Below are 12801 nucleotides of genomic sequence, written 5' to 3'. Positions count from 1 at the left end.
GGCGGAATCCCAGGGGGCACTGATGGCGACGACAGAACCTTTCGAAGACATGGAACGACGCCAACCTGCCGAGCTCGTGACGCTATACGAGTTGGAGCCGGAGGTCAGGGACGTAATTGTCGAGGGGAGTAACGATAAAGCGTTCTTTGACTGGTACCTTTCACAAATCGATCACCGAGGAAACCTCATTCGCGTGTACGCGGTAGGTGACAGGGTCTACCTGCCTGACGGTGAGGTCCTTGATGGAGGACACACCGCCGGGGAGCGGGGGAGAGTGGTCCGTCTCGCGGAGATCTTGAATGACCTGGCTCCAGATTGCACTTCGGCGCTAATGATTGCTGATTCTGATTACGCCAGTATAGCCTTGGACAAAAAACCTGAAATTCCAGGACTGTTTTTTACGGACTATGCATCCCTAGAGTCGTACACTCTATCGGATCACGTAATTGACAAGCTGTTGCGTGTCGTATTCGCCGCTCCTGCAGAGATATCTGCACCTATGGTTCTTCGGGCAATCAAAGATCCGCTGACTGCCTCATTTTTGATCGGCGCATGTCTTAGGGAGGCAGATACAGGAGCAGCTATATCCCCGAAAGCGGTAGACCGCATCCCTCTGGCAACCCCATGTCCGGATGATGTGATACGTGAAGTCTTCCGCATTTCCCTGAAAGAGAAGGCGAGGGAAATTTCTGTCGATAATCTTACACGGCGCTATGGGGAACTAAGAAAATCAGTCACCGATGATTTCCGCAATTTTGTCCGAGGTCACGACATTGCGCACTTCGTAGTAAAGTTCCTTAAGGAGAACTGCAAAAGGGTCTTCACGAAAGAAGACGGCCGGAGAAGGGGGCTACAATCCCCGGAATTGCTAGAGATAGCTTTGATGTCTTGCCTTGAATATCAGAAATTGCGATCAGAAAAACTTTTCGCGGCCGTCGAACTCTGGTTGTCCCGGGCTAGCGCCACCGAGTCAGAACCTCCTGGAGCTGCTGCCTGTGCCTAACACTGCCGGAGGGTGCCCGCGTCGGCCTTCCTCTGCTAGGCCTGGGCACCTTTGCACTGCGACTTGGGGTAGCTGAAAGCTCTGCCCTCCCATTAGTTGCTCGACGGTAAGGCCGAAGAGATCGACACACAAGTTGTCGAAGAGCTTGCAGCGGTGCTGTGACCTGCTGCCCAGCAGGTCACCATTTACCGTCGCACGCCATCATCGCTGCTCCCCGTTGCACCACAACCGCACCAGATCGGGCGGGGAACAGCGGGGAACCACGGTGAAGGCAGCCGACTCCGACGAGGCTGCACCTCGGTTGTTCGCGCAGGTCAGCCCCTGATTCGGTCCCAAATGCCCGCAGCTTCCCAAGCTGAGGTCCCGTCAGAGCGACGAAGTTGGTCAGTCCCGCGTCGGGGCCGGCCACGGTCATGGACGATGACCGCATGCGTTACTTCAACGGGACAGGCTGGCTCGCGATCTTCACCGGCACGGAGACGATGACCGGCCGAACAGTGCATGTCGATGCCTGGGACGAGACGACAGGCACTGCACTTGTCGTCGATCCCAAGCGGGGTACCCGCCGCCCAGTGACGGATTACCCGGACTTCTCCCACCTTGAGCAGGCCGACCAGGTCGTTGCAGCCATCCCAGGAGGTGGATGGCGCGCGTATTGGAAGGACGAGGGACCCGACAGCGGGCCGCTGACCGAGCAGGTGCTTGCATGGCTGGTCACAGCCAAGGGACGAGCAACCCCGATCACCGTCGACGCCCACGGACACGTGGACGACGCCGAGAGCGCCGATCGCCTCATCCCACCTGGGGAAGAGTGAGACAGCCTCTCCCGCACCGCCGTCTCAGTTTCCGTCTCATTCACCCCCGTTCAAGGCCGTTCAGAGCGGACCATCGGCCAGGCTCGCCGCGCGAACCAGCCGCCCATGAACCCGGGTGAACGCCCCCGCACACGCCCCAACACCGCACCACCACAGTTGGAAAGCGTGGTGGAGGTCCGAGCTTCGGCAGGCGTCGGCCCGTGAGGATGTCAGAGCTCGGTTGGCGTTCGCCGTACGCCAGTGCATGACACCAGAGCGCTGCCGTCCTGATCAAAGAACAGCACGAACGTCCAAGACCCATCGGCAGCTCTGATCTGGCCCAGCCGGACCGGTCCGGCATAGCAACTGAGCCGTTGCACAGCCTGCTCCAGCCCCGTCGTTTCAATGCCCTTCCGAAGGGTGAGCCTGAGTCTGCGGCCGTAGATCCTGGCGAGTGACGCGGCGGACGTTGTGCCGTCCCACACAACGTGAGATCCGCCGGCACAGAGAGCAGCCAGGGCAGCCACCGACGCTTCGTCGTCACCGCCCAGCAGTTGTTTGAGCCGGTCCCGCTCCACGCCTTCACCCCCGGCCACGATCGTGCAGTACAGCAACGAGGTACAGCAACCCCCAAGCCACCATGCCCGCCCCCTACAGAGCTACGGATCAGAAAGCTCTGACATCCACTGCTGACATCAACGACGCCGGACGAGGGCGTACACCAGCGACTCTGTCCGGTCGTCCCACCAGTTGCCGACCGCAGCCGAAGCGGACCCGGATCGAACTCCGAATGCGGTGCTCCGAAAGCGCCGACGCCTCCGTCACCTGCGGTCGCTATGCTCGGACTCGTGAGCGATGCCACCCGAGTCATAGCGAACCACCGAGTCCACGTCGTACCTGTTGTGCTGGCTCTGGCCAATCCACCGTGGCAGCGGGATGTGTGGCTCGACCCGTCGGCGTTCGAAGGCCTGGCCCATGTCTTTCACACACTCTTCGACGACTTCTGCGACGCCGACGAGCCAGAGCGGTACCTCGGCATCAGCCTACGAAGTGACGAAGAGGTCGGCCTGATGAGAGAACTCGGTGCCGCGCTCAACGCCGCGGCGGCCGAGGCGCCCCACGACACCGACGCGGAGTATCTCCGGGCATCTGCCTGGCCAGAGGTCGTGGCCATTGCCGGACGCCTCGCTCAAGTCATGGTCACGAACGACCTGAGGGAACTTGCCGCACTGCTTGGCGACGCAGCCGTGCCGGACCCGTGCCAGATCGGGCGGGGAACCACGGGGAACAGCGGGGAGCAGGCCGGCGGAGACTCAGGCTCCGACACGGCATCGCCACAGGCCGGTTCGGCGAACTCCCGTAAACGCCCTTAGCTTCCCAAGCTGAGGTTCTCTGGTAGCCAGGTTGGACAGCCTGGCGCCGCTATAGCGCCCGCAGTAGCCTGCGTCATGCGGGCGGAGACTTACGGCGAATGCGGCTTCTGACACGTTCGAGGATGTCGTCGTAAGCGACGAGGGTAAGGCCCGGGACGTCGGACTCTGCTTCTCGCAGTTTGATCGGATCGACCGCTTTGCGTTGCCCGATAACGACGATCATGCGCGGCCTGAAGAAACGGAGGCCGTACATCTGGTGCACGGTCTTCCGCCGCCCTTCGTCGTTAAAGTAATTCTGGTACGTACGCATCTGACCAACCGCGTCCATGACCTTGGCGGACAGGTGGATACGGCTGTCGATGCCGGCCAAGAGCTGGTGTTGAGGAAGCTTCAAGTCCAACAGGTCGCACAAGTCGGCAGGGTTGGACGGGGTGAGCGCGAAGTCCGGCCGAAGCGATCTGCCGTCGCTGAGCGGTAGGACGAGCTGAGGGACGGCTTGCTCGTAGGAATCATTGAGTAGAAACTCAGGATGTCGCTCGAAGAACCGCTGGAGCTCGGCTTCTCGCACCCGTGGGTCGTTGATCAGGTCCTCTAGTTGCCGAGCGAGGACGGTCAAGCTCGGCATCGCCGAGGTGCCAATGTTCAGCAGGTCGTGGGCGACATCAGGTCCGGAGGGGAGCCGCACCGAACCATCTACGTGGAGGGAGACAAGCCTAAGCCGATCATTGACCAGGGAGATGCCCACAGTTTCACTCGTCTGATCCGACCCTTCGCCAGTGCTCAGCAGATCGAGAGCAGGGCTCCGAGCTGTGTCGCGGACGTAGCGATCCACCCAGTCGATCACCGGCGTCCTTTCGTGCACGTCCACAAGTACGTGGGGATCGCCAGTTCGAGCAGGTTCCAGCAGATGTGCCCGCAACACGTGGTTTAGCCGAACAGTGAACATGGGCTGTTCACGCCCGCGGTCCCCGCGCAACCGCTTCGCCGCCCACTGCGGGGATTGGAGCGTTGCAGCAGCGGCGCCGCCTTCCATAAAGGCATGACAGAAGGCCATCACACTCTGGCGCGCGTGAGGATCAAGGCGCGGGTAGCTCCCAGTGACAAAAGACTCGGTCAGTGCGATACGCCCCAACTGATCTCCTAGCCAGGCGGTCGGTGAAGGTTGTCCTGTCACCTGAAGGCCATGGTCTCAGGTACCACTGACATCGCCGCCTCCGGCGGATTCGCCCAAGCGCGAGACAGCAGCCGTAAGCAAGGGGCAACGATCACGTGCCACGGTCGTGCCAGATGCAGGGTCAGCCGCGGTCAACAAGGCCGGCCAGCGGGCACATCCGAGCCTGCTGACTCAGTCACAGAAGCAGCATGGCCGCGTGGCTGAGGCCGACGGGGGTGCAGCGAGGCACACGCGCGCGTGGTCGGTCCGCGCACCCGCCGCTGTGGCTGGCTGTCTTCGGCTGAGGCTCAGACGGCGCAGAGAGATTCTTCTCCACATCGATGTGCGCCGTATCGCTGGGGCAACGTAACGCGACGGGGAGGAGAGCCCCGGTTGGTGCTCAGGCTCCCCTCCCCACCAGGACGGCCGCTATCGTCACACGCCTTTTCGCCCGATCCTTTTCACTCGCCCTGCGGTTCGCTCACCGCCAGGAGGTGGCCGCGGCTGGTCGCGACGCGAAGAACGTCTCGCAGAACGCCAGTCAGTTCCTTCGCCAGGTGCCGCATATCCTCCGGGTTCGTGTCCTGGTCGTCGAGCGCTTCGGAGGCTCGTTCCAGCAGGTCGGCCGCCGTGCCGAGTTGGACTGCCTCGATGTTGTCCGCCAGGCGGGACATGGAGCCGTTCCGGTCATCGGTGCTCAGGTAGCAGGGCTTACCCTCCGGCCCCGACCACGGGAGAAGCCGCAGTTCGTTCCGTGCCGTCATCCTTGCGTCTGCCTCTCATCGGTCATGTGGTGGGTGGTGAAGACCGCGTCGACGCGATCCCCTGGGAACGCCAGTAGTGCGGCTTCGACGACTCGACCGGTGGGGTCGGTCGCGACGCGTGTGATCGCGAGGACGGGCGGGGCGGAGCCGATGCGGAGGGCCGAGGCTTCGCCCGGCGTCGGCTGCCGGGCGCACACCGTCTCCCTGACGGCGGCCGGCGACGGGCCAAGTACGGCGAATCGCGTGACCGCCTCCCGGCACGTGGACTCGTCATCGAGCGCCCCGGCCGGGACCAGGTCACGCGGGATGTAGATGCGGGCGAGCCCGTGCGGTGCGTCTCCTTCGAGGCTGACGCAGGTGAACTCGGCAAGGGGGCTGCCCGTGGGCACCTTCAGCAAGGTCGTCAGATGCCCGTGAGCCTGCACCGTCGTGCTGCGAATGGTGACGCGTAGGGGCGCATCAGCGGCGGTCCAGGGGTCCAGCGTGCCCCAACCGCCGACGTACATGATCTTGCGCACGGGGCGGCGGACGAAGTTGCCCTTGCCGTGGATCTTCTCGACGAGACCTTCCCCTTGGAGCACCGCGAGGGCGTTCCGCAGAGTCACCGTGCTGACCTTGTACCGGTCGGCCAGGCCGGCTTCGGACGGAAGACGCTCGCCAGGCTGGATCCGACCGGTCATGATCTGGCGCCGGAGGTCCTCGGCGATGTCGTGGTGGCGAGACGGCACGACTTCGGTCACCGCCTTCTCAGCGTTCGCGCGACGACGAGCCGGGTGCGCCTGTGTATGGTCAGCGACTCGCCCGACTCGAAGACGAGTTGTTTGGCGCCATGAGGGAGTTGGAAGAGGTCTCCCACCCGGCAGGCACAGCCGCCGAGTTGGATGATGTCGCCGCGCTGCACAGTGGTCGAGGTGACCTCGATGTTGGAGATGAGAGCGCCACCGGGGACCCGTTCGCTCACCGTGCCACCTCCGCAGGCGCGGACTGGTCACGTGCCATGTGGCACGGGCAGTTGCACGCTTCGTAGATCACCGGCAGGTCGGCCGGCTCCGAGGTCGGGGAGGACTCCGCGCAGGCGGGATGGGTGCCGATGCGGCAGGCGGTCGATCGGTAGAGGGCGGCGGGGGTGTCCGCGATACGGGGCTGTTGGCGAGGAGGCATCAGTGAACCCCCACGAGGGCCGACCAGGCATCGGTCGGCACATGGGGAGCGACCACCACCGAGCGCGCCCGTACACGCGCCTCCCAGGCCAGCACGTACGGGCGGACGAGCGCGGTGTCCTCACCCCTGAGCGGGTGTCGATGGTCCGGGCCGGCGGAAGCTCGACCCAGAACGAGGGTCGACGCGTCAGCCGACGCCGTAGAGGCGGAAGCGGTCGGCGGTCGAGCGGGCGTTAAGGGGCGGCGGTGCCTGCCGGTCGGGAAGCGCCGCGCCCTGGTGAGGTGGACGGCGCGGCGGATACGGTTGAGCACGCTGTTCAGCTCCTATCGCTGATGGCCCGGTCCCCCGACATCGCCCGTCGTGGGGACCGTTTTGCGTACGACCGCCCAGAGGGTGCGGCCGTTCAAGCTGGTGGCGAGGAGCCCGAACCGATCGGCCTCCGCCACCACATCCAGGACCTCCCGCCATGTCTCGGCGGAGACCGATTCCGGTATCTCCGCTTCCACCGAGGTGTGTCGGGGGTGTTCCTCCACTCGCGTGAGGAGTCCGAGAGCGGACAGCCGGGCAGCGATGGCCGCCGCGCTAACTCCCGAAGCGGGCACAGGGCAGCCTCCGTCACCAGCGATCACTTTGAGTGAAGCTAGTTAACTAGATTAGAGCTAGTGGACTAGATTTTCCATATGCCTGAGCAGCCGCCCTATCTCCGCATCGCCGACGAGCTTCGGCAGCGCATCGCGGAGCACGCATGGGAACCGGGCGACCGTCTGCCCTCCCGCGCCCAGATCGGCCAGGAGTACGGCGTGGGCGAGAACGTGGTCCGCCGGGCACAGGAGCTGCTGATCTCGCAGGGGGTGCTGGAGGGGCGGGCCGGATCGGGCACGTACGTCGCCGAGCCCCGGCAGCGGGTGCGGGTCGTCCGGTCAACCGCCCGCGAGCAGCCCAGCGGATCACCGTTCCGGGCCGACATGAAGGCCGTGGGCAGGCAAGGGGATTGGGAGAGCCGGACGGACGCCAAGGTACCGGCGCCGACGGAGATCGCGGCACGGCTCGGGATCGCCGCGGGCGAGTTGTGCGTCCGGACGACGTACGAGTTCCTGGCGGACGGCAGACCGGTGCAGTTGTCGACGAGTTGGGAGCCGTACGACCTCACGGCCGGCACTCTCGTCGTACTCCCCGAAGGCGGGCCCCACGCGGGCGCCGGGGTCGTGAACCGCATGGCCGCGATCGGGGTCACCGTCAGCCATGCCGTAGAGCAGCCGGAGCCGAGGCAGGCGACCGCCGAGGAGGCGTCGCTCCTGGGCATCCAGAAGGCCGCGCTCGTGACGCACATCCGGCGGACGTACTACAGCGACGACGGGCGGCCCGTGGAGACGGCAGACATCGTGGTGCCCGCCGCTCACTGCGAAATCGTCTACGAGATCCCGATCAACCGTTAGCGGGCGGTCGACCAGCGGTCGGGCGCCCATCCGTACGCGTGCCCCCGGCGTGCCCCTTGCGTGCCCGACAGGGCGGGAAACTACGGGGACAGGCGGTGTCCCACGGGCAGTGGACATGGCAACGGCCCCTGACCATACGTACTGGTCAGGGGCCGTTCTTGCGCGGTGGGTGTGGGATTTGAACCCACGGTGACTCGCGCCACGACGGTTTTCAAGACCGTTCCCTTAGGCCGCTCGGGCAACCCACCCCGCGCCGGTGTGGATCGGCGCGGGGAACAGAGTAACCGGTTCCTGCGGGCGTGTGCGGGTCAGTTGTCGCCGACGCGGGAGCCGAGGGTGAGGGTGACCGTGTGTTCGGAGCCGCCACGCTTGTAGGTGATCTCGACCTTGTCGCCGGGCTTGTGGGTCCAGATCTCGCCGATCAGGGTCGGGCCGCTGTCGATCACCGTGTCGTCCAGCTTGGTGATGACGTCGCCGGGCTTGAGGCCGGCCTTGTCCGCGGGGCCGCCCGACTCCACCGCGGCGGAGCCGCCCGAGCCGGAGTCGGTGATCTGGGCGCCGGAGGAGCTGTCCTCCAGCGACACCGACGCGCCGATCTTCGCGTAGACCGGCTTGCCGGTCTTGATCAGCTGCTGGGCCACGTACTTGGCCTGGTTGATCGGGATGGCGAAGCCGAGGCCGATCGAGCCCGACTGCCCGCCGCTGCCCAGGCCGCCGCTGGAGGCGGACTGGATCGCGGAGTTGATGCCGATCACCGCGCCGGAGGCGTCGAGCAGCGGGCCGCCGGAGTTGCCGGGGTTGATGGAGGCGTCGGTCTGCAGGGCGCTCATGTAGGACGCCTTGCTGGTGGAGCTGCCGTCGCTGGAGGCGACCGGGCGGTTCTTGGCGCTGATGATGCCCGTGGTGACCGTGTTGGACAGGCCGAAGGGGGCGCCGATCGCGATCGTCTCGTCGCCGACGGCCACCTTGTCGGAGTCGCCCAGGGCGAGCGGCTGCAGGTCCGACGGCGGGTTCTTGAGCTTGATCACGGCGACGTCGTAGCCCTGCGCGTGGCCGACGACCTCGGCGTCGTACTTCTTGCCGTTCGGGAACGTCGCGGTGAGCTTGCCGCCGTCGAGGGAGTCCGCGACCACGTGGTTGTTGGTGATGATGTGGCCCTGCTTGTCGAAGACGAAGCCGGTGCCCGTGCCGCCCTCGCCGCTGGTCGACTCGGACTCGATGGTGACCGTGCTGGGCAGGGACCTGGCGGCGACCGCCGCGACGGTGCCGGCGGCACGCTTGACCTGGGTGGCGCCCGCGTCGGAGGAGGCGGAGATGGTCGTGGAACCGCTGTCGTCGTTGTTCTTCGCCAGCGTGTAGCCGAGGCCGCCGCCGAGGCCGCCCGCGACCAGCGCCGCCACCAGGACGGCGGCGATCAGACCGCCGCGGCCGCCGCCCTGCTTCGGCGCGGACTGCGGCTGCTGGAAATGGAACGGCTGGTGCTGCTGGTACTGCTGGTGCTGCTGCTCGTACGACGAGCCCCAGGGGGCCCCGGCGCCGGGGTCCGCGTAGGAGGGGGTCGCGGGGGGCGGGGGCGGCCAGGCGCTCTCGGGGGCCCGCGGCGTGGTGCCGTAGGGGTCACCCGCGGACGCACCGGGGGTGCCCTGGGGAGTCGGCGGGATCGGGGCGGTCGGTGCTTCCCCGCCGTCGGACGCGGCTGCCTGCGGCGAGTCAGCGGGAGACGACGGCGGCACGGGCGGTGCCGACGGGGCCGGAGGTACCGGGTTGCCCTCGTTCTCGGTGCTCACAGCTTCTCTCCTCGGTCCACGGCTTTTCTTCTCGGTCGCACTCGGTCACGCACTTTCACGCTTGCTGTCGGTCCGGCGCGATTCGGCTGTGCATGTGCTTTTGTATGCCGTCAGCTTTTCCCACAGGACGTCAGAGCACCATAAGCGGTGCCTGTGGGTACACGGACAACCTTTATATAGGGCCTGTCCGACAAAAGTTCTCTTTACCGGCATCCAGGGTGCCCCCAGGCACCCGCGCTCGGTGGCACCATGTCGCGGTGACCCACGCACCACAGCATCGCATCCAGGTCGTCGCGCACCGCGGGGCCTCCGAGGACGCCCCCGAGCACACCCTGGCCGCGTACAAGAAGGCCATCGAGGACGGCGCCGACGCCCTGGAGTGCGACGTGCGCCTGACCGCCGACGGCCACCTGGTGTGCGTCCACGACCGACGGGTCAACCGTACGTCCAACGGCCGGGGAGCGGTCTCCGCCCTGGAGCTCGCGGACCTGGCCGCCCTGGACTTCGGCGCGTGGCGGAAGGGACCGGCCTGGCGCGGGCGGGACGAGGAGCCCGACTGGGAGTTCCGGCCAGAGGACCGCGCGGACACGTCCGTACTGACGCTGGAGCGGCTGCTGGAGCTGGTCTCGGACGCCGGGCGGCGGGTGGAGCTGGCGATCGAGACCAAGCACCCCACACGCTGGGCGGGGCAGGTCGAGGAGCGGCTGCTGGTCCTGCTCAAGCGGTTCGGACTGGACGCCCCGGCCGCTCCCGCCGAGTCGCCGGTGCGGGTCATGAGCTTCTCCGCGCGGTCGCTGGCCCGGGTCCGGGCGGCCGCGCCGACGCTGCCGACGGTCTACCTGCTGCAGTTCCTCTCGCCCCGGCTGCGCGACGGACGGCTGCCGGCCGGGGTCCGGATCGCGGGCCCCTCGATCCGGATCGTGCGCAATCACCCGGCCTACGTGGAGCGGTTGCAGAGCAACGGCCACCAGGTGCATGTGTGGACGGTGAACGAGCAGGAGGACGTGGACCTCTGCGTGGAGCTCGGCATCGACGCGATCATCACCAACCGGCCGGCGGCGGTACTGCGCCGGCTGGGACGCTGAACGCCGCGGCCTGGGGACCCGTCCTGACCAGGGATCAGATAAAGAGTCGCGTAAGGACACCTCGCACCTCTTGACCCGAAAGCCCGCTCACAGCATCCTCACTTCTCGGCCACACCATCGAAATCAAGCCACACGACGCCATATCCGGGGGGATAGGGCGACGGCCCGTCACAGGGAGTGCTCCGGCGCGTTCGGCACGTATTCGTTGGTTGCGAATGCGTCACCGGACATTCATTGGCCGGTTTCCGGTTCAGGCCAATGGGGCATCCACACCGTGGCGTGGGGCAAAGGAGGTCTCGGGGGTGGCGTTGGTGGTGGCACAGGAGGTGCCCACGTCGTCGAGCATGGCCGTACCCCATGGCCCTGCGGGCGTGGGTAAGGCGAGACACCGCATGCGCGATCAGTTGCGCACGGGTGGTCTATCTGAATCGGTCATCGATGATGCCGTACTGATCCTTTCCGAACTTTTGAGCAATGCCTGCAAACACGGGCGCCCGTTGGGCGACGCACTGGCCGGGGACGGCGACGTCCGGGCCGCCTGGCGGGTGGACCCGCGCGGCCGGCTGATCGTCGAGGTGACGGACGGCGGCGGCCCGACCCGCCCGGCCCCCATGACCCCGTCGGTCACGGCGCACGGCGGCCGCGGGCTGAACATCATCACGGCCCTCGCCGACGACTGGGGTGTCCGCGACGACGCGGGCGAGGTGACGGTCTGGGTGGTGGTCCACAGGGACGTGCGCGAGAGCGACATCCGGGACCGCCGCGACACCTTTCCCGCGCGCGTCATGACTCCCTCGGTCCCGGAACTGCCCGGCCTGGACCTCGCGGACGCGTTCGACGACCTGGACTGAGGCTCAGGCGACCCCGGCACCTCGGCACCTCGGCAGCCTGCCGTCACTTCCCGCGGCTGCGGCGCCCTCACCGCTCGACGGCGTCCCGTGTCGGCGCCGTCGTCCACAGGTTCCCGTGACCCAGGGCGTGAACGGCTAGGCTCCCGCCGTACGAGACGAGCCGTAACCGGGAGACACCCAGATGGCCAAGAAGCGACCCCAGACGAAGGCCACGCGGCCGCAGCCCAGCGATGCGGCGCGCGCCGGAGGCGCTGACGGAGACATCCCGGTCGTCGGTGCCCGGGAACCCTGCCCCTGCGGCAGCGGCCGACGCTACAAGGCGTGCCACGGCCGGGCCGCGGCACACGCGGCGACCGAGCTGGTGCACCGGCCGTTCGAGGGACTGGCCGGCGAGGGCGACTGGGTGGCGCTGCGCGAACTGGTCCCGGCCGCCACGGTCGAGCTGACCCTGAAGGACGGCCTGCCCGAGGGCGTTCCCTCGGTCACGCTCGCCACGGTGCTGCCGATGGCCTGGCCGGCGCTGCGCCGCGACGACGGCTCGGTCATGCTCGGCCTGCAGAACGACACGGCGTCCGGCGACATCAGCCGTGACCTCGCCGACACCCTCCAGCGCGCCCTGGCCGCCGAGCCGGGCACCCCGGTGCAGGGCCGCCGTGCCCCCGCCGACAGCCCTCGGCTGCAGGACCTGCTCGACCCGAAGGGCCCGTTCGAGCCAGTTGTGCACGACGGCTTCGAGTTCTGGGTGCAGGACGCGGCCAACGCCACCCCGGACGTGACCGCCTCCCTGGAGCGGGCCAACGCGGCGGCCATCCCGACGGTGAAGCTGACCGGCGTCGACTCCGCCTATTGGTGCCGGACGCCGGAGAAGAACCATCTGCGGTGGGTCATGCCCCATCCCGAGGAGCAGCTTCTGGACGCTCTCGCGCGGCTGCACGCGGCGGGCCGGTCCAGCCTCGGCGAGGGGACCCGGCTGGTCGGTTCCTTCCGAGCGCACGGCCTCACCGTGCCGGTCTGGGACCTGCCGAGCGGGGTCGGCGCGGAGGACATCGAGAAGCCGGCCGCCGAGTTCGCCGAGCGGCTCGCGACCGCCCTGGCCTCGGAGGCACCGCTCACGGCGGACGAGCGGCGGGCCCGCGGCGGGCTGACCAACCGGCAGGTCACCCTCAGCTGACGATCAGTCGTCGAACAGCGCGGACACGGGGTCGCGGCTGACCGGTCGGTCAGCCGTCCCAGGTCCGTCGGATCAGGTGACTCCTGTCACAACTCCCCTACGGGGCAAGCACATATGTGTCCGAATAGCCGAGATCGAATTTGCGAACCGCCGATCTCTTGTTACCGTCTCAGTAGCCCGGTTGCTGGTGCATCCCCCGTCGCCAGCAACCGGGCCTTTTCAT

The 12801-nt window shown here is 67.0% G+C and carries 13 protein-coding genes and 1 tRNA gene; 7 read left to right on the top strand and 7 right to left on the bottom strand.

What is annotated here, in order from left to right; all coding sequences use genetic code 11:
• The first annotated feature begins 22 nt into the window (after window positions 1-22).
• From AB0M11_RS06840 to AB0M11_RS06830, 3 genes are all read left to right on the top strand, one after another.
• Entirely contained in the window at window positions 23-1003 is a 981-nt protein-coding gene (locus AB0M11_RS06840; RefSeq protein WP_365702170.1) for a hypothetical protein, read from the top strand.
• Window positions 1004-1431: 428 nt separating this feature from the next.
• Window positions 1432-1818: a hypothetical protein gene (locus tag AB0M11_RS06835; RefSeq protein WP_365702168.1), complete on the top strand. Its 387-nt coding sequence runs from the start codon at window positions 1432-1434 to the stop codon at window positions 1816-1818.
• An 827-nt stretch (window positions 1819-2645) separates the two neighbouring features.
• Window positions 2646-3170, top strand: coding sequence for a hypothetical protein (locus AB0M11_RS06830; RefSeq protein WP_365702166.1), 525 nt, complete (start codon window positions 2646-2648; stop codon window positions 3168-3170).
• Between the two features lie 73 nt (window positions 3171-3243).
• On the opposite strand, the gene AB0M11_RS06825 is transcribed toward AB0M11_RS06830, so the two are convergent.
• From AB0M11_RS06825 to AB0M11_RS06805, 5 genes are all read right to left on the bottom strand, one after another.
• Window positions 3244-4302, bottom strand: coding sequence for a Shedu anti-phage system protein SduA domain-containing protein (locus AB0M11_RS06825; protein ID WP_365702164.1), 1059 nt, complete (start codon window positions 4300-4302; stop codon window positions 3244-3246).
• Window positions 4303-4784: 482 nt separating this feature from the next.
• On the bottom strand, window positions 4785-5087 hold the full coding sequence (locus AB0M11_RS06820) for a hypothetical protein (protein ID WP_365702162.1): 303 nt from the start codon (window positions 5085-5087) through the stop codon (window positions 4785-4787).
• The gene (locus AB0M11_RS06815) at window positions 5084-5827 is read right to left on the bottom strand and encodes a GntR family transcriptional regulator (RefSeq protein WP_365702160.1); all 744 of its coding nucleotides are present in this window, start codon (window positions 5825-5827) and stop codon (window positions 5084-5086) included. Before AB0M11_RS06815 ends, AB0M11_RS06820 begins: the two co-directional genes overlap by 4 nt.
• Entirely contained in the window at window positions 5824-6048 is a 225-nt protein-coding gene (locus AB0M11_RS06810) for a hypothetical protein (protein WP_365702158.1), read from the bottom strand. The genes AB0M11_RS06815 and AB0M11_RS06810 overlap by 4 nt, the downstream gene beginning before the upstream one ends.
• A 523-nt stretch (window positions 6049-6571) precedes the next feature.
• Complete coding sequence (locus AB0M11_RS06805; protein ID WP_351956891.1) at window positions 6572-6850, bottom strand: hypothetical protein; 279 nt, start codon at window positions 6848-6850, stop codon at window positions 6572-6574.
• Window positions 6851-6928: 78 nt separating this feature from the next.
• On the opposite strand from AB0M11_RS06805, the gene AB0M11_RS06800 reads away from it, so the two are divergent.
• Window positions 6929-7684 carry a GntR family transcriptional regulator gene (locus AB0M11_RS06800; RefSeq protein WP_365702155.1) on the top strand — a complete coding sequence of 252 codons (756 nt, stop codon included), beginning with the start codon at window positions 6929-6931 and terminating at the stop codon, window positions 7682-7684.
• Between the two features lie 163 nt (window positions 7685-7847).
• Here the strand turns inward: AB0M11_RS06800 and AB0M11_RS06795 are convergent.
• Window positions 7848-7932, bottom strand: a tRNA-Ser gene (locus AB0M11_RS06795).
• A 60-nt stretch (window positions 7933-7992) separates the two neighbouring features.
• Entirely contained in the window at window positions 7993-9471 is a 1479-nt protein-coding gene (locus tag AB0M11_RS06790) for a trypsin-like peptidase domain-containing protein (protein WP_365702153.1), read from the bottom strand.
• A gap of 257 nt (window positions 9472-9728) precedes the next feature.
• Here AB0M11_RS06790 and AB0M11_RS06785 point away from each other — a divergent pair, with 257 nt between their 5' ends.
• From AB0M11_RS06785 to AB0M11_RS06775, 3 genes are all read left to right on the top strand, one after another.
• Complete coding sequence (locus AB0M11_RS06785; protein WP_365702151.1) at window positions 9729-10556, top strand: glycerophosphodiester phosphodiesterase; 828 nt, start codon at window positions 9729-9731, stop codon at window positions 10554-10556.
• A 215-nt stretch (window positions 10557-10771) separates the two neighbouring features.
• Window positions 10772-11407: an ATP-binding protein gene (locus AB0M11_RS06780; protein ID WP_365702149.1), complete on the top strand. Its 636-nt coding sequence runs from the start codon at window positions 10772-10774 to the stop codon at window positions 11405-11407.
• 181 nt (window positions 11408-11588) lie between these two features.
• Window positions 11589-12578: a DUF5926 family protein gene (locus AB0M11_RS06775; RefSeq protein ID WP_365702147.1), complete on the top strand. Its 990-nt coding sequence runs from the start codon at window positions 11589-11591 to the stop codon at window positions 12576-12578.
• The last annotated feature ends 223 nt before the right edge of the window (window positions 12579-12801 follow it).

The organism is Streptomyces sp. NPDC051987, assembly GCF_040680735.1.
In the GTDB taxonomy this organism is placed as follows: Bacteria; Actinomycetota; Actinomycetes; order Streptomycetales; family Streptomycetaceae; genus Streptomyces.
This window is presented reverse-complemented; position numbering and strand designations above follow the sequence as displayed.